At 51.6% G+C, this 24322-nt stretch carries 16 protein-coding genes, 1 tRNA gene, 1 rRNA gene and 1 other annotated feature; of the genes, 1 reads left to right on the top strand and 17 read right to left on the bottom strand.

Going from position 1 to position 24322, the window contains the following annotated elements; genetic code table 11:
- Nucleotides 1-4: 4 nt before the first annotated feature.
- From murD to mraZ, 6 genes are all read right to left on the bottom strand, one after another.
- The gene (gene murD, locus HMPREF1508_RS00490; protein WP_044958441.1) at nt 5-1360 is read right to left on the bottom strand and encodes a UDP-N-acetylmuramoyl-L-alanine--D-glutamate ligase; all 1356 of its coding nucleotides are present in this window, start codon (nt 1358-1360) and stop codon (nt 5-7) included.
- 55 nt (nt 1361-1415) lie between these two features.
- Nucleotides 1416-2378: a phospho-N-acetylmuramoyl-pentapeptide-transferase gene (gene mraY, locus HMPREF1508_RS00485; RefSeq protein WP_044958439.1), complete on the bottom strand. Its 963-nt coding sequence runs from the start codon at nt 2376-2378 to the stop codon at nt 1416-1418.
- A 22-nt stretch (nt 2379-2400) separates the two neighbouring features.
- A complete protein-coding gene (locus tag HMPREF1508_RS00480; RefSeq protein ID WP_044958438.1) occupies nt 2401-4440 on the bottom strand; it encodes a peptidoglycan D,D-transpeptidase FtsI family protein in 2040 nt (679 codons plus the stop codon).
- 80 nt (nt 4441-4520) lie between these two features.
- The gene (locus HMPREF1508_RS00475; protein ID WP_044958436.1) at nt 4521-4982 is read right to left on the bottom strand and encodes a hypothetical protein; all 462 of its coding nucleotides are present in this window, start codon (nt 4980-4982) and stop codon (nt 4521-4523) included.
- 12 nt (nt 4983-4994) lie between these two features.
- Nucleotides 4995-5951 (bottom strand): 16S rRNA (cytosine(1402)-N(4))-methyltransferase RsmH, encoded by a 957-nt coding sequence (gene rsmH / locus HMPREF1508_RS00470; RefSeq protein WP_044958434.1) that lies wholly within the window; start codon nt 5949-5951, stop codon nt 4995-4997.
- Between the two features lie 9 nt (nt 5952-5960).
- The gene (gene mraZ, locus HMPREF1508_RS00465) at nt 5961-6392 is read right to left on the bottom strand and encodes a division/cell wall cluster transcriptional repressor MraZ (protein ID WP_044958432.1); all 432 of its coding nucleotides are present in this window, start codon (nt 6390-6392) and stop codon (nt 5961-5963) included.
- 979 nt (nt 6393-7371) lie between these two features.
- Here mraZ and HMPREF1508_RS00460 point away from each other — a divergent pair.
- Nucleotides 7372-7752, top strand: a complete 381-nt coding sequence (locus HMPREF1508_RS00460) for a hypothetical protein (protein ID WP_044958431.1) — start codon at nt 7372-7374, stop codon at nt 7750-7752.
- A 138-nt stretch (nt 7753-7890) separates the two neighbouring features.
- Here the strand turns inward: HMPREF1508_RS00460 and lgt are convergent, their stop codons facing one another.
- From lgt to HMPREF1508_RS00410, 11 genes are all read right to left on the bottom strand, one after another.
- Entirely contained in the window at nt 7891-8910 is a 1020-nt protein-coding gene (gene lgt / locus HMPREF1508_RS00455; RefSeq protein ID WP_083790732.1) for a prolipoprotein diacylglyceryl transferase, read from the bottom strand.
- Between the two features lie 65 nt (nt 8911-8975).
- Entirely contained in the window at nt 8976-10694 is a 1719-nt protein-coding gene (locus HMPREF1508_RS00450; protein ID WP_044958428.1) for a putative ABC exporter domain-containing protein, read from the bottom strand.
- The gene (locus HMPREF1508_RS00445) at nt 10691-11416 is read right to left on the bottom strand and encodes an ABC transporter ATP-binding protein (protein ID WP_044958426.1); all 726 of its coding nucleotides are present in this window, start codon (nt 11414-11416) and stop codon (nt 10691-10693) included. The genes HMPREF1508_RS00450 and HMPREF1508_RS00445 overlap by 4 nt, the downstream gene beginning before the upstream one ends.
- A gap of 107 nt (nt 11417-11523) precedes the next feature.
- Nucleotides 11524-11697 carry a hypothetical protein gene (locus tag HMPREF1508_RS10075; RefSeq protein ID WP_156923144.1) on the bottom strand — a complete coding sequence of 58 codons (174 nt, stop codon included), beginning with the start codon at nt 11695-11697 and terminating at the stop codon, nt 11524-11526.
- A 33-nt stretch (nt 11698-11730) separates the two neighbouring features.
- Nucleotides 11731-12768, bottom strand: a complete 1038-nt coding sequence (gene queA, locus HMPREF1508_RS00440) for a tRNA preQ1(34) S-adenosylmethionine ribosyltransferase-isomerase QueA (protein ID WP_044958424.1) — start codon at nt 12766-12768, stop codon at nt 11731-11733.
- 148 nt (nt 12769-12916) lie between these two features.
- Complete coding sequence (gene pheT, locus HMPREF1508_RS00435; protein ID WP_044958423.1) at nt 12917-15337, bottom strand: phenylalanine--tRNA ligase subunit beta; 2421 nt, start codon at nt 15335-15337, stop codon at nt 12917-12919.
- A 204-nt stretch (nt 15338-15541) separates the two neighbouring features.
- A complete protein-coding gene (gene pheS, locus HMPREF1508_RS00430) occupies nt 15542-16561 on the bottom strand; it encodes a phenylalanine--tRNA ligase subunit alpha (RefSeq protein ID WP_044958452.1) in 1020 nt (339 codons plus the stop codon).
- 80 nt (nt 16562-16641) lie between these two features.
- Nucleotides 16642-16922, bottom strand: a binding site (T-box leader).
- A 157-nt stretch (nt 16923-17079) separates the two neighbouring features.
- A complete protein-coding gene (locus HMPREF1508_RS00425; protein WP_044958421.1) occupies nt 17080-21948 on the bottom strand; it encodes a glycosyl hydrolase family 95 catalytic domain-containing protein in 4869 nt (1622 codons plus the stop codon).
- Nucleotides 21949-22405: 457 nt separating this feature from the next.
- Nucleotides 22406-23557 (bottom strand): aldo/keto reductase, encoded by a 1152-nt coding sequence (locus tag HMPREF1508_RS00420; protein WP_044958419.1) that lies wholly within the window; start codon nt 23555-23557, stop codon nt 22406-22408.
- A 115-nt stretch (nt 23558-23672) separates the two neighbouring features.
- Nucleotides 23673-23745, bottom strand: a tRNA-Trp gene (locus HMPREF1508_RS00415).
- A 491-nt stretch (nt 23746-24236) separates the two neighbouring features.
- A 23S ribosomal RNA gene (locus HMPREF1508_RS00410) occupies nt 24237-24322 on the bottom strand; the annotation flags it as partial.

Here is a 24322-nt window from a genome sequence, read left to right as displayed (position 1 = left end):
CTCCTTAATCTGGAAGTTCCCTTACGTATTTCTTGAATAGTTTTCCTCTCTCCTCATAGCTGTGGAACATATCCCAGCTGGCGCAGGCCGGGGACAAGAGCACCTCATCCCCCTCTTTTGCATTGGTGTAACAGATCTTTACCGCCTCCTCTAAGGTATCAGCGTAGACAAAATCATTGAAGCCGTGATCCTGGCAGCACTTGGCGATCTGGGCCCGGGTCTCTCCGATCAGGACCAGAAGCTTAACCTTCCCCTTGAAGGCGTCGACCCAGTCCCCGAAATCCGACTTCTTGTCGTAGCCCCCTCCGATCAGGCAGGTAGGGGAATCCATAGCCTCAATCCCCTTGATGGCGGCGTCGGGATTGGTCCCCTTGGAGTCATTGTAATAGCGAACGCCCCGCTTGGTGCAGACATACTCTATGCGGTGCTCCACCGCGGTAAAAGCCCTGAGTCCCTCTTTAATCTTGTCCATGGGGACTCCCATAGCTCTGCTGATGGCAATGGCTGCCATGGCATTCTCGTAGTTATGGCGACCCACGACCTGAAGCTCCCGCACAGAGAGAATGAGCTCTTCCTCCTGCCCCTGACAGTAACGGATACTGTGATCCTCCTCACGGTAATAATATCCCTCCTTAAGCCTGCGCCTGCCGGAGAACCAGACCACATGGTTTGGCAGGGTCTTCCCGAATTCCCGCAGGATTGGGTCCTCCAGGTTTAAAACCACCGTCTCATCCGCTGTCTGGTTCTCTGTAATCCGCTCCTTGCAGGCGATATAATTCTCCATGGTGTGGTGGCGATTCAGGTGATCCGGCGTGATATTTAAAATGGCTGACACAGACGGGTGGAAAGTCTCAATCGTCTCCAGCTGAAAGGAGGAGACCTCCGCGACGATACGGGTCTCATCTTTTGTGTCGGCGGCCACCTCCGTATAGGGTGTTCCGATATTTCCAACCACCTGAACATCGGGGAAACAGGTCCTGAGGATAAGGCCGACCATGGATGTCGTCGTGGTCTTCCCGTTAGTCCCCGTGATCGCCGCCAGATGACCGCGTCCCAGGCGGTAGGCCAGCTCTATTTCTCCCCAGATCCTCTTTCCCCTGGCCTTCAGAGACTCCACCAGAGGGCTGTCCACGGGAACTCCCGGGGAGAGAATCACTGTGTCAAAGTCGTCATAGGCCTCTTCCGGCAGTTCTCCCAGATAGATGGCTACTCCCTCCAGCTGGGGGTGCTTTAAGATCAGCCCCGCCTCATCTAAAGTATTGTTCCCGTCAAAGACACAGACGCTGGCATTTGACTTCTGCAGAAGCGACACGGCGGCGACGCCGCTGACACCGGTTCCGACGATAAGATAAGAATTCATACTCTCTTCTTTCTCAATTGATCCGCAGTGGTTCATCACATATCACGGACATTTCTCAGGCGGCCCCCACAAGTCCCAGCATGGCGATCATGGCCAGGATCACGGTTACAATAGTAAAAATCCCCACGACCCTGGTCTCCGACCAGCCTCCCAGTTCAAAATGATGGTGAATCGGAGCCATGCGAAAGATTCTCTTTCCATGGGTGGCCTTGAAATACGTCACCTGAATGATGACGGACAGTACCTCGATCAGATAGATTCCGCCCACAATCGGAATGAAGATGGGCATGTGCAGCATATAGGCGATACCGGCGACGAAGCCGCCCAGAGCCAGAGAGCCTGTATCTCCCATGAATACCCTGGCCGGATACAGATTATAGAGCAAGAAGCCCATGAGGGCTCCGATGACAGCGGCGGCAATCGGCTCCAGGCCGAGACCCAGATAGAGGGAGGCGAAGCCAAAAAACGCCGCGACGACGGCAGTGACACTGGACGCCAGTCCGTCCAGACCATCTGTGAAATTGACCCCGTTTACCGTTCCGAGAACGACAAAAAATACCAGGGGGTAGGACCATACGCCGCTGTCGATCATCCCTGAGCAGAAGGGAATGATCAGGGCCCGAAAATCCGGGTGAAAGGTAATCAGCAGATAGAGGAAAATACCGGTGACCAGAATCTCCAAAAGCAGCTTCTGCCAGGCGATCAATCCGTCTGAATTCTTCTTGGCGGTCTTTAGAAAATCATCAATAAAGCCGATGATCCCAAATCCCAGAGTCAGTTCCAGAACAGGCAGAATGCGAGGATAGCTTCTCCCGTATACAATGGACACAACAGTCAGAGCAAGTAAAATCATGATCCCTCCCATGGAGGGGGTTCCGTTCTTGCTCTGATGGCTCTTTAACTCCTCTCTCTCCGTGTTTCCGATTTTCAATCGGAGCAGCATGGGAATTGTGAACGGCCCCATCACTGCCACCATGAGAAAAGCCGCCAAAAGAGGTATCAAAATTTGATTCAACATAATTGCTCCTGCTTCTGCTCCGCTAGCGAACGGCATTGCTTCTGCCATAGCCGGTCCCTGAAGAATTGTCAGATCTTCCGCCTGCGGCGCTCTCGTCCGGATTCAGATTCGGCGTATCCGTTGTCGCTGTATTGGTCTTTCCTCCGGACAGGTCAACCCCTTTCTCCTTGGCCTGCCTGGCCGCCTGATCCGCCGCTGCCTTGGCCTGATCATTGACGGTCGGAACATTCATATAGGGAAGAATCTGTGAGGCGATATTTGAAAAAATCTGTGACGCATAGGAGTTACTGGTCTGATCCTGCGCGTCCGGCTGATCGACAACCACATAGATGACAACCTGCGGATTTTCAATCGGGGCCGCACCGATGAAGGAGAGCAGGTAATTTCCGTTTCCTCTGGGTACCTTCTCCGCGGTTCCCGTCTTACCTCCCACAGAATAGCCTGTCACAGCAGCCTTTTTGCCGGTCCCCTCTTCTACGACCCCCTTCAGGAAGGTCTTTAGGGTATCACTGGTCTCCCTGGACACCGTCTTCTTCATGATGGTCGGCTCAATCGTCTTAACCGTATTGCCCTGCTCGTCCTTAATGGAGCTGACGACATGGGGCTCATAATAGTTCCCCCCGTTGACGACAGAGGAGAAGGCGGATGCCATCTGCATCATATTGACATTATAGTTCTGTCCAAAGGCGTTGGTCGCCAGAGATACCTTGTTGGAAGCCAGCTGGTTTTCGGTGTAGAGCAGGGAGGCGGTAGAGACCTCCCCCGGCAGATCGATGCCGGTCTTCTGGCCCAGATTAAATCTGGCCTGATATTTGGAGAAATTCTCAGGACCGATCTTGGCGACCATCTGCATCATGCCGACATTACAGGAATTCTGCAGAACCTGCTGCATGGTCTGATGCCCATGGCCCTCATGGTTCCAGCAGTGAATATAGTAATCTCCCACCTGCATTCCGCCGGAGCAGTCATAGGTGTCTGAAGTGGAGACCGTGCCTGTTTCCAGTCCCGCCGCCATGGTCAGAACCTTGGCTGTGGACCCGGGCTCATAGGCGCTGGAGACAGAGAAGTTATTCCATATGTTGTTGAGCACCTGAAGCTGATCCTGCGCTGACATGGCGGATAACTGCTCCGGCGTGTAATAGGAGGATACATCCCTCGGCTTGTTGAGGTCGAAGCCCGGGTAGTTGGCATTGGCGAGAATCTCTCCCGTATTCGGATTCATGACCAGAACCGACGTGTGTAAAGAGCCCTGGGCGGAACCTCCCATGGCCTCCCTGGTCTTAGCCATGCCGCGGGCCTCAATCATCTGGTCGTTAAAGCTCTTGATGGACGACTCCACAATCGACTGAATATTGACGTCGATGGAAGTGACCAGGGTATTCCCGTCCTTTGCCTCCTCCACCGTGTTCTCCACGTTGTTGTCGGAATTGACATAGCCGTAAGAGCGTCCGTTTGTTCCATTCAGGACATCATTATAGGCCCTCTCCAGACCGATGGTTCCGGAATTGCCATCCGAGGCAAAGCCGATCACCGAGGCCGCCAGAGAACCATAGGGATACTGCCTGGTATACTGCTTTTCAAACCAGATTCCGTTTACCTTGCTGTTCTTGCCAGACGTGTCCTTTTGAAAGGCCGTCATCTTCTCATTGGATACCTTTTTGGCCAGGACAATATAGCGTTTGTTTGGATTCTCCTGCAATTCCCTGCGGACCTGATCCTCCTGTATCTCAGAGAAATGCTCTGTCAGCGCCTTGACTGTCTCGTCGACAATTTCTTTGCCCTTGCCGGATTTCTTCTTCTCCGCCAACGCGGATGCGTCCGTCAGCTCCCGCGCGTCCAGGATGACATTATAGACATCGACGGAAGTCGCCAGCACTGTCCCCTTGGCATCGACAATATTGCCTCTCTGAAAGGGGATCACTGTGGAATTGTAATTCTGCTGGGAGAGGACAATCTTCTCATACTTGGCGCCGGAAACGTAGTTGATATACATGAGTCGTCCAATGAGCGCAACAGCAAGAAGGCAGAAGAGGAGGAAGATTGCTCCCAGCCTCTTCTGCATTCGATACAGGATCTTGCTATATAACTTCTTTCTTCGATTATGTCTCGACGCCACGACTCTATTCCCTTACAAGCGGAAGATCAATACTGATCCATGTAATCGGTATCCTCCATAGTATAGTACACAATCTGACTGCTGTCAGCATATACCATACCCAGGGACTTCTGCGCCTTGTCCTTAACCGTCTCCAGGTTAGCTCCGGCATTCATCCGATTCTCCGTCGCGGAATTCTCCGCCTTCAGAGTCGCAATCTGTGACTGAAGATTCGCCAGTTCCTTCATCGACGTGGTCACAGAGGATTGCAGGGCAACATATGCCAGGAGGAAAGCTGTCACCGCAAGCAGATACACAGCGACACGTATGGTGTTGTATTTGGCCTGACGTCTGGCCCGAACCTGGTTGCGATTCCGTAAACGCCGCTGTCTGGCCGCCCGCTCCTTCTCCTGCTGGCGGCGAAGCTGATACTCCTGATCGGAGATCAGTTCCCGCGCCGCGCTTCCGTCCGCGCTTCTTGTCCAATAAAGTCTGGAAACCTTAGCCATTGTTCCTACTTCCTACTCTTCTTCTCTAACAACTCTCCGCTCAAAGACGCGCAGCTTGGCACTTCTGGAGCGATGATTCTCCGCCAGCTCCTCTTCCCCGGGGAGGATTGGCTTTCTTGTGATCACCCTGCCCTTGCTCTTTCGCCCGCAGATGCAGACCGGAAATTCCGGCGGACAGATGCAGGGGTCCTCCGCGGTCTGGAAGGCATTTTTTACAATGCGATCCTCCAGAGAGTGGAAGCTGATGACGGCGAATCGGCCTTCATCAGCCAGCAGATCAATCATCTCATCAATGTGATCTCTCAAAACGTCCAGCTCACGGTTGAGTTCAATACGGATGGCCTGATAGGTTCGTTTGGCCGGATGGCCGCCCGTGACCTGAATCTTCCTGGGGACAGACCTGCGGATTACCGCGTTGAGCTCTCCCACCGTCTCAATTGTCTTCTTTTGTCTGGCCAAAACGATGTTCTTGGCAATATTTTTGGCAAAACGATCTTCCCCGTAATTTCGAATCATACGAAAGAGTTCTCTTTCGCTGTATTCATTGACAATATCTCTGGCGGTCCTTGGATTGCGGCAATCCATCCGCATATCCAAAAGCGCCTCCTCATCCATATAGGAAAAGCCCCGCTCCGGCGTATCCAGCTGATAAGAGGAAACGCCCAGATCCAAAAGGATCCCGTTGACAGAAGCAATTCCCAACTCCTCTAAAATCTGGCGCATCCGCTCGTAATTGCTTCGAACGATCGTAACCCGGTCAGAGAAGTCCTTTAGTTTCTCTTTTCCGGCCGCGATGGCATCCGCATCCTGATCAATACAGATCAGACGTCCCCTCCCGGACAAGCGGGACGCGATCTGGCGGGAATGTCCCGCGCCGCCCATCGTGCCATCCACATAAATGCCATCAGGCTTGACGGCGAGGGCATCGATCGTCTCCCGGAGCATGACCGAATAGTGTTTGAATTCCATCTTTGCTCCTTAGATCATGATGCCAAGATCCGCCATGTGCTCAGCCACCTCATCCATATCCTCATAGCTGTTGGTCTCGTCCCAGAGCTTCTTGTCCCAGATCTCGATACGGGTTGAGACTCCGGCCAAAACCACATCCTTGCTCAGCCCGGCATAGGCGCGAAGACTGGGAGGGATCAGCGTACGCCCCTGCTTATCGATCTCGCAGGTGGCGGCGCCGGCAAAGAAGAAACGCATGAACTTGCGGGCATCCTTTGTGGTCATCGGGGTCTCATGAATCTTGGTCTCAAGCTTGTGCCACTCCTCGGCCGAGTAAACGAAGAGACAGCCGTCCAGCCCCTTGGTCATCACAAAGCCCTCGCCCAGTTCTTCACGGAACCTGGCGGGAATGATCAGACGTCCCTTGCTGTCCACGTTGTGTTCATACTCTCCCATGAACATATGGCACAAACCTCCTTTCCCTCAGATTTCTTTTGATCCATCGCCTGCAGCAGCGTTTCCTGACCACTGTGGATAACTTTTCATCCCCGTAACTTTTCCACAGAGTTTTCAACTTATCCACCACTTTGTGGCACTTAGTTACCACTTCGTACCACTTGTCCTGTATTTTAACCTGACACGAGAGGCATTTCAATGCGGAAATCCTCTGAAACAGCGGGCTTGTGGGAGCTGGCAACCCGGTGGAGGCAAATCCCATACAATAAATTGTGTTTTTTATTCCTTTAATCTCTATATATAGTGCAAGAACATATATTTTGTATAATAGTCACAGGATTTCACATTTTCTACACTGATTTTTCAGTACTATTGACCCATTCTTTTCCGGTGCCTTCATTTCCGCGCGCTTTAACTACCCTGCACTCCCCACATCCTTGATCCTCCCCTCCCTGCATGTCTCCAATCTTGCGCTACTGTCCTGCGCCTCACTGTCCCTGCATATCTCTATTCCTGCGCCCCGCCCCTCACTGTCCTTGCGCCTCCCTATCCCCGCGTCTTCTATCCTCATGTCTCCCTGTCCTTTCCCTTAGATCTGCACAAAAAAACCTGCTGACAAATGTCAACAGGTAACTTCCTAAAAATTGAAATTCCGTGTAGCTATAGCTTTTCAAGAAGAGCAACAAGGCCGGTGGATGCTAAATAACTGTAAAAAAATTGACTCTATCTCATATACGAGAGTAAAATTATTAAATAAGAGGAGGTGCGTCCATTGTTTTTTCCTTTTACCCCATCTTCATATACATAATAAAAGGAGCTTATTTATGAAAAATATAAAAAGAAGCTTTCTATCGATTCTATGATCGGTCTCTTTAGCTTTACTCTTTTTCCTTCCCTCTTATGGCATGTGATGGATGGTATGCAACAGTGAGATATATAAATCTCGATTACGCATATTGGACTGACTACGAAGGGACATTTTTCCATGAAAAAGAAAAAACTCCTTATTCTCTGTATCGTTTTTGGGGTTTTTATATGCGTAATTACCGCTTCAAAAAAGTCCGAACCAGATCACAGCCTTTTAATATCCGGGGGCATAGGATCAGCTCTGTTAAAGCAAGAGGCATATATCATCTCCATAGACAACGATAATAAAATTCTTCGGGTCTCCTTGGTAAACAAGAGTGCGGATTCTTTATTCCCTCCCGATCAAAATGAGCTTCTATTAAAATATGACGAGCTGGTACCGCATAATTTGCGTTTGGCTCCGGGTGATCGAATCATTTTTTATTTCTTTTATTCAGCAATAGGCAAGTCGCCTATGCGCACGTCTTCTATCAAAGCCGCTCAAAAAGCTGCTCATTAGGGAAATGTTTCAGATGAAAAGCGGTTTTGACCAGTGCCTGTAAGGCCAGCCAAAACCGCTTTTCGTCTCTCTGTCGAAAGTCCTGTAACGTTAATTCTTCGATCGGGGGAGACAATCCCCACATATCAAATGGTATTTCTATTTCTCTTCTTCTGATTTCTGACCTTCTTGTCCGAATCCAGTTTCCCTTTCGACATCATCCGACTCATCATTTAAATCCAGCAGCTGAACCTCTCCCGGTCGGTTTGTTCCGGCCGTCTGCAGAGCCTTCTTCTTTTCTGGCTCTCTTTCCCTTAAAGGATGTTTTCTGGATCTGATCAGCCCGATCAGCAGGACAAGGAAGCCCAGCAGGGCAAGAATCCCTGCCAGAAGCTGACTGACCGGAATCCAAGTATTCCAGAGATAGAGCTGGTCTGTGCGGACGCCCTCAATCCAAAAGCGTCCGATTCCATATCCCAGCATATAGGTCCAGAACTGCTGTCCCCGGAATCGAATATGCTTTCGCAGCAGCATGAGAATAACAAAAAGGGCAAGGTTCCAAAGGGATTCATACAAAAATGTGGGGGCCACCTGGATGAAGGTCTCTCCACCGATGGTCACCATGTGCTGAGCCATAGTCGACGAAATTTCGGAACTGGTTCGTATGGCGGAGACAGGCAGCTGCATGGCCAGGAGATTATTGGTGTACTCCCCGAAGACCTCTCGATTGAAGAAGTTGCCCCAGCGTCCCAGAACCTGACCGATTACCAGACCGAGAACAACCGTATCCGCCACCTGCCAGAAAGAAATCTTCTTAACCAGCTTGGTCAGGATTCCAATCATAAGAACCGCCCCGATGATTCCCCCGTAGATCGCCAGGCCTCCTGCCCGCAGGTCAAAGATCTCTAAGAGATTGTCCCGGTAGTCATCCCAGCGAAAGGCCACATAATAGATACGGCATCCGACCACAGCGGCAATCAGGCCCCAGATGCACAGATCCAGATAGTCGTCTTCCTTCTGTCCGGTTCGCTTGGCCTCCCGCAGGATCAGATTCACTCCAATCAGCATGCCAATGGCAATAATGATCCCGTAGTAGGCAATGGTAAAGCCTCCGATACTAATATTGCGGCCCACATGTAAGGTCAGATGGAGATTTGGAAAAATAATAGTATCTGTCAATTTCAATTCCTTTCACTGCATGCAGACCCTGTTAGACAAGACCAGGCGGGCACTGTATTGCGTTCCTAGCTTCTCCCCCGCTCGATAATGAAGGGACCGGGTAAGAAAGCCAATATTCCGGCCACAGTCTCTGCAGCTCCAACCGCAACCATCGCTCCCCAAAAGCCACTGATCATCGCCCCAACAATTGCGCTTACCAGGATAATAATCATGGAAAAGCTGTAAATCACCATCGTCATCATGCGTTTTACCATAGCCGCCAGCCGGTCCGGAATCACCAGCCTGGTCAAAACACTCTGTCCCGCGACATAGAGGCCTGTGGTCACAAGTAAAAGCAGCCCTGCCAGGTTCATCGAAAGGTCCGGTCTGACCAGAAGGTTGAAAATGATCCAGCCGGGCAAAATATCCAGCAGATCGCAGACCAGATCAGAGAGCACGGTAAAGGCAAGCTTCTTCCAGACCGGTTCCGGCACCAGGAAAATAAAGTCACGCTCCAGTTCCTGATTCAAATGTGTCCCGGCAGACATCATGAAGATGAAGATGATCATTGCCGCGAAGTAAACAGCCAGAAGCCGATTGGGATCTGTCAGGCCCAGCCGGTCGTTCACCAGATAGCTGCCGATTCCTATCGCCAGATTGATCAGGGCATTGCGGCTGATAATCCCTCGCACCGCTTCTGACCGCCAGCTGTGCAGCGCCTTAAAGAAGAAAGCATTTGCCCCCAGGCCGCGCCCCATCTGCCCAACGTCATAGCGAAAATACCCGGCGATTTTAGATCGTTTCTTATTGCTCTCCAGAGGCTTTCCCTTAGCCCTGGAAGCCTCCATCATCTTCTGCCGCTTCTCTGCCTGGGGCAGGGCATCCTCATAGAAGAAGACCGGAATCTTCCAGATAATGAGAGCCAGAACGATCATTCCCAGGACAAAAGCCCCCATCCAAAGGACAGCACCCGCTATATCTCCTGCCGTCATGGACCAGGAAAAAGCAGCCAGCCAACCCAGATATGGCACAAAGCGGATCTGATCCGATGTCGCGATCTCAATCAGGGCCATCAGCGGACTGCTGCCGCTGGTCTTGACATAGTAGAGTAAAGCAAATGCCAGCAAACCAAGCATAACATAGACAATATAATGACTGAGATTTCGATATCTGCCCTCCCTGAGAGAGAGCAGACTGTAGACAACAATGCTCACAAACTGAATGAAGATCAGCAGAAGCGCCCAGACTGCCACCAGGGAGATCGCCCCCATCAGTCCCATGCCCATATTGATGAAATTAGGAATCTGAAAGGACATCCAGATCGCCGAGACGAAGAGGAGAATCGTCTGCATCATCGTTCGGAAAGCCAGAATGGATTGGGGCCGCATGGACGAAGTAAAGAGCAGATTGACATCTGCCATCTGAAAGATTGCCGAACCGTTCTTCCCCGCCGAGTAGAGGGCAAAGAGCAGAACCAAAAACCCCACCAGAAAGGGAAGCGCCATACCGATCTGTCTCCCGCTCACCCCCTGAATCCCCAGGGCGGCCGCAAGGGGATACTCCTGACTCTGCGCCTGATTCTTTGCCCGGGAGTCCTTCCCACCATCTCCCTGGTCATAGCTCTCCTCCTGCCTGATCTCCTCTTTCTTCCCGCCTTCGGAGAGGTGGGAGGCAGAATAGCCGATCAGGCCTCCGACAACTGCCATAAGGATTATGAAGACAATATAAATGGCAACCCAGGTTCGAAAGATCTTTCGAATGCTGTTTTTGAAACTGTGCGCGAGATAATAGCCAAAGACTCTCATAATCGCGCCTCCTCTGCCTCAGCTTCTTTTCCCTCAGTCAGCTGAAAGTAGAGATCTTCCAGAGAGGTATTCTGCTCGGCCAGAGACTGCCTGGTCACGCTGGCAAGAATTTGCCCCTGCTTTAAGATGAGAGCTTCATCCCAGAGGTCCTCAACCGAATCAATGATATGGGTTGAAATCATAACAGATTTGCCCTCCTCACGCAGTTCAAGAATCATCTTCTTTAATTCACGAATCGCATGCGGATCCAGACCGATCATGGGCTCATCAAAGATAAGCAGTTTCGGTCTTGGCAGGAATCCGCAGCAGATGGATAATTTCTGCTGCATTCCCTTGGAGAGTTCATCCCCAAATTTCTTCCGCTTGTCTGTCAGCTCCATCCGGCTTAAGAGTTCTTCCTTATAGGCTTTATAATCCTTGAGCCGATAGGCCCTGGCAATAAATTCCAGATGTTCGTCTACCGTCAGATTGGGATAGAGAGCCGGCATCTCTGGAACATAACCCAGGTACCGTCTGGCCTCCGCCTTGCCTGTAGGCATCCCGTCCATATGAACCCATCCCTCGTGGCGCAAAAGACCCATAATCGACTTGATCGCCGTTGATTTCCCGGCCCCGTTTGGACCCATCATAATCAGGATCTCTCCATCTGAAACTCGAAAACTTAAATCATGATTCGCGTAATATTTTCCATATTTCTTGGATAAATGGGAAACTTCCAGCATAGGTCCTCCTTCTTGTGCCGGCAAACACGTCTATTTCAGTATAAGGCTTTTTTGATTGCTTCGACTGGAAATATCCTTTTGTTTTTCTTAATTTCCTTAACCCTATCTTAATTCTCCTGATCCTCTGTCACCGCCTTGAGAAAGGCCAGCAGGTCCTCGCTCTCAATCGAGGCGAACCGGTCCAGGCCCTTGTTGAACTGACCGGCAATATTCTCCTCCTCTGACTGCATCATCGTCAGCTCCTGCATCGCCTTTAATTTCTCAGACTCACTTCTCGCCATTTTCCCTCCTCAATAAACAGGAATGCTCTGATCTCATTTTTCTCTCGGTTTGATAAACATCGCGTCCCCAAAGGAGAAAAAGCGATACTTCTCCTCCACTGCCTCGCGGTAGGCATTCAGGATATGGTCTCGTCCGGCCAGAGCTGATACCAGCATCAGCAGAGTGGACTGGGGCAGGTGAAAGTTGGTGATCAATCCGTCGATTGCCTTAAACTGATAGCCCGGATAGATAAAGATCTTCGTCCAGCCGGACTTGACAGGAATCGTCCCATCCGCTTCAGCGACAGATTCCAGGGTCCTGGTCGAGGTGGTCCCAACCGCAATAATCCGGCCTCCATTGGCCCTGGCGCGATTGATCGTGTCCGCCGCCTCCTGACCTACCACATAGTATTCCGAGTGCATGTCATGATCCTCGACCCGGTCCGCCTTGACAGGGCGAAAGGTTCCAAGCCCCACATGCAGAGTCACCTCCGCGATCTCCACGCCGCTCTTTCTGATCTCCTCTAAAAGCTCCGGTGTGAAATGCAGACCGGCCGTCGGAGCCGCCGCCGACCCGTCATGCCTGGCGTAAACGGTCTGATAGCGGTTCTTGTCCGCAAGCTGGTGATGAATGTAAGGGGGCAGGGGCATTTGTCCCAGCCGGTCTAAGACCTCTTCCCAGATTCCCTGATAGGAGAAGTGGATCATTCGGTTCCCATCCTCTAGAACCTTCGTCACCTGTCCGACCAGAAGGCCCTCTCCGAAGCTGATCCTGGCTCCCTCCCGGCACTTGCGACCGGGCTTCACCAGAGTCTCCCAGTTGTCTCCACCATGATTGATCAACAGGAGAACCTCTACCTTGGCCCCGGTCTCCTCCTTTGCCCCGAGCAGACGGGCGGGGATGACTCTGGTATTGTTGATAACCAGGCAGTCACCTGCCCTCAGATAATCCCTGATATCATAAAAATGTCTGTGCTCCATGGCCCCGGTCTCAGGATCCAGAACCAAAAGGCGGGACTGATCCCTCTTTAAGAGGGGATCCTGCGCAATCAGCTCCTCTGGCAGCTCATAGTCGAAATCCTTGACGTCCATTATTGATCTTTCCTCTCTGACCTTCTTTTCCCCCGGCGGATCACTCCCGAAGCCGGATTCATTTTTCCCCGGCGAATTACTCCCGAAGCCGAATCCCCTTTTCCTAGGCGGATCACTCCCGAAGCCGGATCCATTTTTCCCCGGCGAATTACTCCCGAAGCCGGATCCCCTTTTCCTTCAACGCCTTTAATATGGAATCCATAGACTGATTCACATCCTCATCAGAGAGGTTCCTGTCCTTCGCGCGGAAGGTCAGAGTGTAGGCCATGGACTTATAGCCAGACAGAATCTGCGCGCCCTCGTAGATATCAAAGAGCTCATAGGACTCCAGGATCCGGCCCCCGCAAGAGGCGAAGATATCCTCAATGTCTCCCGCGAGAATCTCCCTGGGCACAACCATGGAGAGATCTCTTCTGGAGGCCGGGAAGTTGGCAATCCCCTCATATTTGACAGCAAAGTTAGCATGACAAACCAGCTCCCCGACATCGAGGACCGCGACATAGACCGGATCCTTGATCCCGTAGTTGCCAGCCGCGCTCGGATGCATCTGACCGATATATCCGATCTCCTGTCCCTCATAGCGGATATTGGCCTGGCGACCGGGATGCAGGAAGGGATATCCGCTCCCGGGATCATAGCTGACCCGGTCTCTCATATCCAGCTTGGCCAAAATCTCCTCAACAGCTCCCTTCATCTGATAGAAATCGATCGCTCCATAGCCGCCCAGCGTCAGCTTAAGACGCTCCTCGGGGAGCTCTGTCAGGGGCAGGGACTTGGCCAGGTATACATTTCCCATCTCGTAGAGCCAAACATCCGCGTTGCGCCGGCTGTAATTGGTTCCAAGCGAGGTCAGAATTCCGTTTAAAGAGCAGGTTCTCATAATGGAGAAGTCCTCTCCCAGGGGATTTGAAATACGGATGGCCTTGCGCAGGGGATCTTCCGCGGGCAGCAGAAGCTTGTCAAAGACCCTGGGACTCTCGAAGGAATAGCACATAGCCTGCGAGAATCCGCAGAATTCGGCCGTATCACGAATCAGGCCCTCGATCCTCTGTTTTTTGCTCAGGCCGCCGGCATAAGATCCTCCCGGCAGGCTGGTCGGAATATTGGCATAGCCATAGAAGCGGGCGATCTCCTCCGCAATATCCGCGTCACAGTGCAGGTCCTGCCGGTAGGTCGGGATCTGCAGCTGCCCCTTTTCTCTGTCATATCCGATCCCCAGAGGCTTCAGGTATTCGATCATCTGCTCCGGACTGATCTGCGTCCCCAGTAAGTGATTATAGGCATCTGCCTGGAAGGGCAGAGTCCAGGGATTGACCCTCTCGGGGTAAATGTCAATCACCCCGCCGACCACCTCTCCGGCGCCCAGCTCTTCTATCAGCTGGCAGGCCCGGTTCATTCCCTCAATGGCGAGATTGGGATCCAGTCCCTTCTCGAACTTGGCGGAGGCGTCTGTGCGCAGACCGGCTCTGCGGGAGGACAGGCGGATATTGGTTCCATCGAAGGTGGCTGCCTCAAAGAGCATGGTGTGGACGTCGTCCGTGATCATGGAATTTTCCCCGCCCATAATTCCGGCCAGACCGATCGGCTTGTCTTTGTCACAGATCATCAGCATGGACGCGTCCAGCGTGTGCTCCTGCCCGTCCAGGCTTGTAAACTTCTCTCCCTCGGCGGCATTTCTGACCACAATCCTCTGACCGGCAATCCGGTCTAAATCATAGGCGTGCATGGGCTGGCCATACTCCTCCATGACATAGTTAGTAATATCCACAATGTTGTTGATGGGGCGAATTCCCTGCGCCATCAGGCGGCGCTGCATCCACTTGGGAGAGGGCGCGATCCTGACATTCTTGACAAGACGGGCCGTATAGCGGGCGCACAGGTCATGATTCTTCACCTCCACAGAGACATAGTCCCTGACATCCTCCCGGTTTCCGGTCTCTGTTACCGGATCAGGGCAAAAATCTCTGCCGAAGGTCGCTGCGGCCTCTCTGGCCAGACCCAAAACAGAGAAGCAGTCGACGCGGTTGGAAGTGATTTCATACTCGACGACAACATCATCCAATCCCAGAGCCCTGACCACATCATCACCGGGCATAAGGTCCGCGTCCTCTTCAAAGACATAAATGCCATACTCGGGCGCCTCCGGATACATATCCCGGCTGCTTCCCAGCTCTTCAATAGAACACATCATGCCCTCGGAGGAAACGCCGCGGAGCTTTCCGGCCTTGATTCGGATTCCTCCTTCCGTCTTACTTCCGTCATGGCCTCCCGCCACACGACCACCGTCCAGTGCGACAGGCACCAGCTGTCCTTCTCTGACATTTGGAGCTCCGGTCACAATCTGTATGGTCTTTGTCCCCACATCCACCTGGCAGACCAGCAGGTGATCAGAATCCTCATGAGGCCGGATGGAAAGAATCCTTCCGACCACGATTTTGTCCAGATCCGCTGCCAGATCCGTGTAGTACTCGACCTTATTGCCCGCCAAAGTCATGGCATCCGCGAACTCCTGGGGCGTCACATCCAGGCCCGGAACCAGGGCCTTAATCCACTTGAGAGATGTTCTCATGCTTTTTCTCCTTATCTAGCGCCTTGCCTTCTGTCATCCATCCGGCAGACCGATCATTTTTGCTTTCCTTCTGCCGGATGCTCTCGATCGAAAATCTATCTTTTTCGCTTTCTCATTGCCGGACGCTTTCAATCGAAAATCCGTCTTCTTCGTTTTCCCTCTGCCGGATACTTTCAATCGAAAGCCCATCCTCTTCGCTTTCCCTTAAAACTGGGACAGGAAACGATCGTCATTCTCATAGAGAAGGCGCATATCATCAATCTCATACTTGAGCAGAGAAATGCGCTCGAGACCGACGCCGAAGGCAAATCCCTGGTATTCTTCCGGGTCAATGCCGCTCATGCGCAGGACATCCGGGTGGACCATGCCGCAGCCGAGGATCTCAATCCAGCCCTCTCCCTTACAGAATCGGCAGCCCTTGCCTCCGCACTTAAAACAGGAGACATCCACCTCGGCGGATGGCTCTGTGAAGGGGAAATGGTGGGGACGGAACTTAAGCCTGACGTTCTCCCCAAACATCTTATGGGCAAACTCCAGAAGGGTTCCCTTGAGATCTGCCATTGTGATGTTCTTATCAATCACCATTCCCTCGATCTGGTGGAAGGAGGGACTGTGGGTCGCGTCAACTTCATCCGCGCGGAAGACGCGGCCGGGTGCAATCATGCGAATGGGAAGCTTTCCCTTCTCCATCACGCGGACCTGTACCGGTGAGGTCTGGGTGCGCAGAAGAATGTCCTTATTGATATAGAAGGTGTCCTGCTCATCCTTGGCCGGATGGTTGGCGGGAATGTTGAGGGCCTCAAAGTTATAGTAGTCATATTCGATTTCAGGTCCCTCGACCACCTCATAGCCCATGCCGATAAAGATCCGCTCCACCTCATCCAAGACTCTGGTATTGGGGTGGCGGTGACCCAGCTTGATCTTTTTGGCCGGCAGAGTGACGTCGATTGTCTCAGAGGCCAGCTTCCTGTTCAGAAGTTCCTCTTCCATCCTGCTCTTTCGGTCTGCCAGCTCCTGCTCAACCATCTGGCGGACGTCATTGACCAGCTGGCCGAACTTGGGGCGCTCTTCCGCTGAGAGCTCCCGCATCCCCTTCATCAGCTCTTTGAGTTCTCCTCTCTTGCCTAAGACGGTCAGGCGAACCTCATTGAGCTCCTCCAGATTTTTGGCCCTGGCAATATTCTCAAGGGTCCTCCGCCGAATTTCTTCCAGTTTTTCATTCACTGCCATGGTCTTTCTCCTCCTGAAACAACCGCATGATCGCAGGGCCTGCATTCGATCATTACGAAAAAAGTCTCCGTCCCCAAAGGGACGAAGACATAACTCCGCGGTACCACCCTGATTTCTGCGTGAATACAGACTCTCCATGCGCCTAACGCGCGCCAACGTCATCACCTACTCGGCTATGCTCTCTCCTCGGATTGTCTTTTCAAATCCGCCCGAAAACGGATTTGGAGCATTGCCTTTCAGAAATGCGGCTCCAACCTGAATTTCATCTGCTGTCTCCGTCGCCCCTCTCTCAACCATGAAAGGACTCTCTGTCACGGATTCACAGCGGCTTACTGTGGGTCTTCACTGCCTTTTTCCATATCGTGCTCAATCTTAGCATAGAAGAGAGCCGGGTTCAAGGCGGGCTGAACGCAAGGAAACCGATGGTCTGATCGCAGAAAAACCCATGGGAATGACCTGCATCTGCCAACCTACCCGCTTTTCCCTGTTCCCCGCAGAAAAATCGGCCGGGATCACCTTCTGATTTTCTGATTCCCCCTTCTCTTCTTCAGCAGCAGGGCGATTGCTGACAGGGACAGAATCAGACCGGCAGCCTCCGGAATCATTGGCGCCAGATCTCCTGTCTTCGCCGCTTTCGCACTGATTCCAGCCGTCCGTCCGGCTTTCTTCGACGGATCGGCTGTCAGCCGCTTTTGCCCGCCGGAGGGATTGCCCTGATTCTGACCTGATCCCCCATCGCCTCCTTGCTTTGACGGATCCGATGCTTTTGCCTCTTCCTTCTGAAGAGCTTCCATTGCCTTTTGCAAATCAAGTACTGCCGCGTCAACGAGAGGCTGATCGTAAAGGGAGATCTCCTCATTTGCCATGAGAGCCTCCGCCTTCGAGAGGGCGCTTTGCAGCTCATTTACATTTTCCTGTCTGTATCCCGACAGATCCACTGCCTTCGCTTTTTCGATGGTCTCCTTCAGAATCGCCTTGTCCGCCTTGGGCTGAAGCCTGATCACCGCCTCCGCGAGAGCCTGTCTCGCCTGGTCGACATCTTCCTGCCTTGCCGACGGGTCTGCGAGCACCCTCTTTGCCGCATGGACCGCCTCCTCAAAGGCGTTCCATCCCGCGCTGAGATAGTTCTCTTTTTTGTAAGAGGCAGTCGCGTCCGTCAGTGCCGCAAGCGCTGTCTTGTCTCCCTTCTTGACCAGAGCTTTTGCCGCGTCGAGAAGTGCCTGATCTGCTTTCAGAACATCTGCCTCTTGCGCATCCTCATCCTCAATGACCCTTTTGGCATTCGCAAGAGCCTCTGAAAAGGCATCTTTTTCTCTTCCATCGATATACAGATTCAGATCCAGCGCCCTATATAAGGTATCGTGATTTCTGAGCTTTGTCTTATCGCCTGCCTTGAGGCCCAGCCTCTGAATTTCTTCAATCAAAGCGGCTGTCGTGTGATCTATAGTGTCCTGACTGGACTGGATATTGGAGCTCACAGATTTCGCATAGGCAAATACCTGCTGAAAACTCTTCTGTACACTCGGAATTGCCTTGCTGACATCTCCATTGTCCACACTCTTTTTGGCCACAGAAAGGACCTGGTCGAGTCCGGCCCTGTTTGTGGTCACCTTGTCCTTCAGATAGAAGAGACGGAAGGCGTCGACGCCGATCATTCCATAATAATCATATTGCCATGCCTTGTTAATCTTGAGTCTTACCTTGTCAGACTCGAATTCATCAAACGAAAAGACCTTGGACTGAGCCCCCAAAGAGGCCCCCTTGACTGCCGCAATCCACTCGCTTCCATTCCAGTACTCAATATCCATGTCCGCGATATCATAGTAATTCTCATAGAACCAGTCCAGCGCCACTTCTGCCGTGTTCACTTTCACCGGTTGATCAAACTGAAGCTCCAGAAGAGTCGGGAAGTTTGTCGGGTACCATGCACTGCCATTCTTCCCATCCAGCGCCTTCTCCAGGCCTGCCGAATCGCCTGACGTCCCCTTGTCCGTAACAGAGCTGTGGTTCTGCTCAATGCCCTCCGCCGTGTTCAGAGCCTCCTGGCTCAGATACTCCGCCGTATAGACCTTACTCATCTGGCGTCTTCCCAGGAAGAGAGCGGCCTTTACCGTCTCTTTGGACTTTGTAACCGGGAAGGCTTCCCTGTACTCATCAGAGAACCACATCGGATCATTTCCGTCCGTCGTGTATCTGATCTGAAGATCATCAAACTCGCTGGAGATCTCAATCTTATCATCGGAGCTGAGCGTGAGCTTGTTCTCCGGGCTTATTCGCAGTGTCAGTCTGTCCCACAGACCCAAAAGAGCATCTCTGGCGTGGTTGACGCTTTCCTGCATCAGCTCCAGTTGGCTGACGCCGCACTCTTTGTCTTTCAAGAGCGCCTCAGCCGCATCCGTCTGCTTCTTCAGATCAGCGGCTGTCTTGATATAGCTTGCCCATTCCTCCTTTACATCTCTTTGATTGTAGACTTTTCTCGCCTCGTCATAGGCATCCCGCAGGGATATGGCGGCCTCGCCGACACGGATCGCCTTGCTTAAGCTCTGTGACTGCTTTTCATAGTCCTCCGATTTTCCTTCCGCGATCACCTTCTCTGCTTTCTGAATCAGTTCATCCAGATGGGTCTTCTGTTCTGAAAGGAGCTGGCCCTTCATCTTTTCGGAGAGCTCCTTGGCCCTGTCGATGACACTTTTCAGCTTGTCGGGTGACGCATTGTAATCGATGGTGTAGGTCTCTCCCGCCTCCGTCGCAAAGGAAATCTTATCGTTCGAAAGGACCTGGGGCGTCAGCTTGGAACCGTCCGATTTTCTGACGCTGCAAGCGGCGATATCTTTATATTCTCCTGTAAATGTGCCCCCCTTTCTCGATGTGATCTCAAAGCGGTCCGCTTTTCCGTTGGACCAGTCCATATTGATCTCAAAGTTGCCTCTTGCGACAATGCCCTTGACATGCCCTGTGCTCCACTGGTCCGGAAGAGCGGGCAAGAACTGCACATATCCCAGCTGACTCTGAAGCAGCATTTCATTGACGCCGGCCGTATAACCGAAGTTCCCGTCGATCTGGAAGATCGGTTTTTCCTTATAATTCGCTCCGCTTCCGTGGGAACAGAAGAGGTTTGTCAAGAATCCGGAATTTCCGCCTCCGACATCTGACTGCACGAGCTTAAAGGCCTCTTCGGCATGCCCTGTACGGGCCCACAGATTCAGCTTATGGGCCTTTGACCAGCCTGTCGCGTCCAGTCCTCTCTCTTTCAGCGATACGACCGCCGCGCTCATATATTCCGGCTTGTCTTTGCTGATCAGATTACAGGGATATAATGCCATCAGATGCGACAGGTGACGATGCGGCGGCTGCACTCCCGAGTTCTGTGCGCCGAGACTCTGTCTCCACTGAGGAATATCAATTTCCGGAAGATTTCCCGCCTGCGCTTTACCGAAAGAGGTCTCTTCAAACCACTCCTTGACCTGTCCGCTCTTGCCCACGATAACCGGATCCAGCTTGGACTGCTTTTCTTTCCACTCCGCAACCAGATCGCCGTCAAGCCCCAATGTCTCCGCCGCGTGAATGGTATTCTCCAGATGCTGCCAGATAAACTGCTGATCATAGGACGCCCCATTGACAATCGGCCCGTTTTCCGGGGAATAAGAGGGGGCGGATACATAGCGCTGCTGATACTCACTCCAATAGAGAGCCTTGTTCCAGAAATTAGCGACCTCTTTCATCGATGGATATAACTGCCGCAAATACTGGGTATCTCCGGTATACAGATAATATTCATAAGAATTGAGGAGAGCCCAGGCTGAGCCGATCGGATTCCATCCCGCCGCGTTATTCTTCTGTCCCAGGGCCGAGAACATATAGGGTGTACTGAAGCATCCCACGAGCCATCCGTTTTCTTCTCCTCCCTGGCTCTTGATCCCATAGGAAGCCGCCGCCGCATTGCGCCCCGCCTCCTTGAGAACATTCAGAAAGTCATTGTAGGGCTTCATGCATTCACCCAGATTACTTGCCATGGTCGGCCAGTAGTTCATCTGAACATTGATGTTGAAGTGATAGTCCCCATACCATGTGAAGAAGCCTTCTCCCCAGACGCCCTGAAGGTTTGTCGGAAGAGATCCCTCTCTGGATCCGGCTATGGTCAGATAGCGTCCGAACTGATAGCACATCACCTCCAGCGCTCTCTGCTCTGCCGACGTCGGAATCTGTCCTCCATTGTTTTCCACCATGTTGCGGTATCTGCGGATCAGTTCATCTGTGGGAATCTGCGGGATTTCTTCATCAAATCCCAATTCCATGCGGGAAAAGAGCGCGGAATGATCCTCCACATGATCCTTTTTCAGGGCCTGATATCCCTTTTTCGCCGCAGCCTGAATTCTCTTTTTCACTGCCTTGTGCGGATCCTCTCCGCGGAAATTCGGCAGCTCCATCTTGTAGTCTGTGCCGCAAGCGAAAATCAGTGTAACCGCGTTTGCCCCGGATACACGGATTGCCGGCTTCCCATCGTTTTCATCGCTGGAGATGCTTCCTCCCTCGTTGATGACCTTCAGCTGCGCTTCCACTTTCAGTCCGTTTCCTCTCAGGGCATCGCGCATTGTGATTGTGTCGCCGCGAACAACATTTGTATAGACGTCTCCCCCGATCAAATTCTCAAGATTGGTCTTAAAGCTGATTTTCCCATCCTTGTCCGCGCTCAGACGCACGGCCATGATATTGTCCGGATAGCTGTTAAAATACTCTCTGCTGTAGTGAACCCCCTCATAATCGTAGCTCACGGTCGCCAGGGCAGTTCGCATATCCAGATCTCTGACATAATTCGTCACCTTGGAGGGATCCTGGTCATTTGAAATATACAGATTGGCATAATCTGTCGGGGCGTCGTAGCCCTTCAGATCTCCCATCAGCTTATTCAGCGCGTCCATTGCCTCCCCTTTTGTATCGGTTCCGCTCGCCTGATAGGAGTTTTCGTCAAAGCCGAAGACATGCTCAGACTTATCATCCAATTTCTGACGAATTTCATTCAGATTGTCTTTGATCTTCTGAAGGTCCTCTTCTGTACTGATCGGATTCGTTGTGCCATAGCTGTAGGTAGACTTGCCATCCGGCCCGCCCTCCCAGACCGTTTTTTCATTGATATGAATCCGATCCTGGTTGATGCCTCCAAAAACCAGGCCACCCATGTAACCATTGCCAATCGCCAGCGACTGTGTCTGCCAATCGCTCGCCGGCTTATCATACCAGAGCCGCAAAAGATTGTCGGATTTCGCGTTGTTTTTGCCTGTGACCCCTCCTGCTTCCCCTGCAAAAGCACTTGTCGGGACAAGAGAAACAGCTACTGCCGCAGCTGTGATCAATCCGATCCAGCCTCGAAACTTCCTTCCCAATTTTTACCTCCCACTTTCTTACATACAGATGATTTCCTGTGTGTTTTCACACCCCTCTTTCCATCTACATCCTTTAAAACATCTTTATCTGTGCATCCCCCCTTCTCTTCCTGTATTCCCGCGAACAGCAATCCCCCTTCTGCGCAGCGGACGGGAATGCTCCATTCACGCGATAAACAGGAGCACCTTTATTGTTGATTGTCAGCCAGGCCAAAAGTGCCTAAACCGCAAAAAACCACGGGTTTGACCGCCAGGTATTATGAAAATCAATAAAAATCAACATAGTACCGAAGGAAAAACCACATGGTTCAAATTCATATTACATGGTATCAGTGAAAATTTCCACCCCTATTTTCAGGTGGATTATATTGGGGATTTTTAGAAGAATTTTTGAGCCGCGAATATTTTCAGCTCCCCTGTTTTCAGATAATTTTAACCGTAAAAGAAACGGTGCTTTTTAAGCCTTATGGGATTCAAACTCCTTCGCGACATCCACAAGCAAATCCCGGATAGGAAGATGCTGTGGGCAAACCTTCTCGCACTGCCCGCATTTCATACAGGATGACGCAGACCCGTGTCCGTTCGCCGTCAAAACCGTCCGATAGTAGAAATCCTGATTCCAGGAATCAAACTGTCTCTTGCCGTTGAGGCAGGAGAAAAGGTCCGGAATCAAAATATTCTTCGGACAATGGTTCTCCTCCACACAATAGTGACAGGAAGTACAGGGGATCAGGTTCTGATCCAGAAAAACCCTGCGAACCTCTTCGATTGCCTTCTTTTCTTCCTCCGTCAGGTGCCTGTAATCTGTCATGAAAGAGAGATTGTCCCTCATCTGTTCCATATTGCTCATGCCGGAGAGGACCATGACCATATTGTCCGGATCCGCCGCAAAGCGAATCGCGTATGAGGCATTGCTCAGATGCTTTTCGGAATCCTTCTGCAGCGCGTCAAAGATTTTCTGCGCCTTCTCCGGAAGCTGGATCAGCCTTCCTCCTTTGACCGGCTCCATAACAATAACCGGTTTCTGATGCCTGACACAGACCTCATATACCTTTTTTGACTCCACTGTCGCGTCCATGTAATCAGCGTAATTGTACTGGATCTGAACGACCTCAATCTGCGGGTTCTCCTCTAAAATCCGATCCAGAACCTCCGCTTTATCGTGAAAAGAGAGGCCGACATGGCGGATCTTTCCCTCTCTCTTCAGGTCAAAACAGGTCTCATAGGCGTGACACTTCCTGAATTTTTTATAATTTTGGGCATTCTGGGCATGGAGAAGGTAAAAATCAAAATAGTCCACTCCGCAGGCCTCAAGCTGACTCTGAAAGAAGGGACGAATGTCTTCCTCACGCTTAAAGTAAGAATCAGTCAACTTATCTGTCAGGAGGTAGGCCTCCCTGGGATAGCGTTTGGTCAAGAAGTCCCTGATCGCCAATTCTGACTTGCCGTCAATGTAGCCGTGAGCTGTATCAACATAATTAAATCCGGCTGCCAGAAAGAGGTCGATCATCTCCTTACACTGTTCAAGATCAACCTGCTCATTCTCCAGCATGGGCAGACGCATACATCCAAAACCAAAGTTCTTCTTAATTTCCGGAAACCAGTTCATCGAATACCTCCTCTACCTTCTCTATACATATTACACCCTTTCGCCGCCGCACAGCATCGTCCGGGCAAATGCGCAAAGAAAAAGAAGATCTGACACACAGATCTTCTCCTCTTGACAGGGGCAGAAGGACTCGAACCCTCGACATTCAGTTTTGGAGACTGACGTTCTACCGACTGAACTATACCCCTATTTATGCATTGAGCATGTCGGCTCAACGAAAGGTATTGTATCACAAGATTTGCAAAAAAGGCAAACCTTCTGAAAAAGAGACGAGCCCGAGGGCTCGTCTCCGCGAATACCTTCAAAACTTCATACAGATGAATTGCAAACCTTTGAAAATGGTCATCTCGCATCCGCGACTTCGTTGCTTCTGCTCGATGTGTTTGCTTTGCAAACTCTTCCATTTTCTACGAAAGCGGTCACCTCGAATCCGCGTCTTTGACGCTTCTTCTCGGTGCATTTGCTGCGCAAATGGACTCGCTCGAAAACAGGTCGCTCCAAGCGCAAGCGCTCTCGCTCCTCTTTTCTCACACTTTTCGAAAATGGTCATCTCGCATCCGCGTCTTCGACGCTTCTGCTCGATGTGTTTGCTGCGCAAACTCTCTCAGAAAGAAAGCATTCGCTTTGAATGCAAGCATTCTCGCTTTGCTTTCTTCCTGCTCGTCCATTTTCTTCGCTTTTGGTCAAGCCTTCGATCGATTAGTGACAGTCAACTTAACACATTGCTGTGCTTACATCTCTGCCCTATCTACCTTGTACTCTGCA

Source organism: Shuttleworthella sp. MSX8B, assembly GCF_000524295.1.
Lineage (GTDB): Bacteria > Bacillota > Clostridia > Lachnospirales > Lachnospiraceae > Shuttleworthia > Shuttleworthia satelles.
Note: the sequence above shows the minus strand (reverse complement) of the source record. Positions and strands in the feature narration are given on the sequence as shown.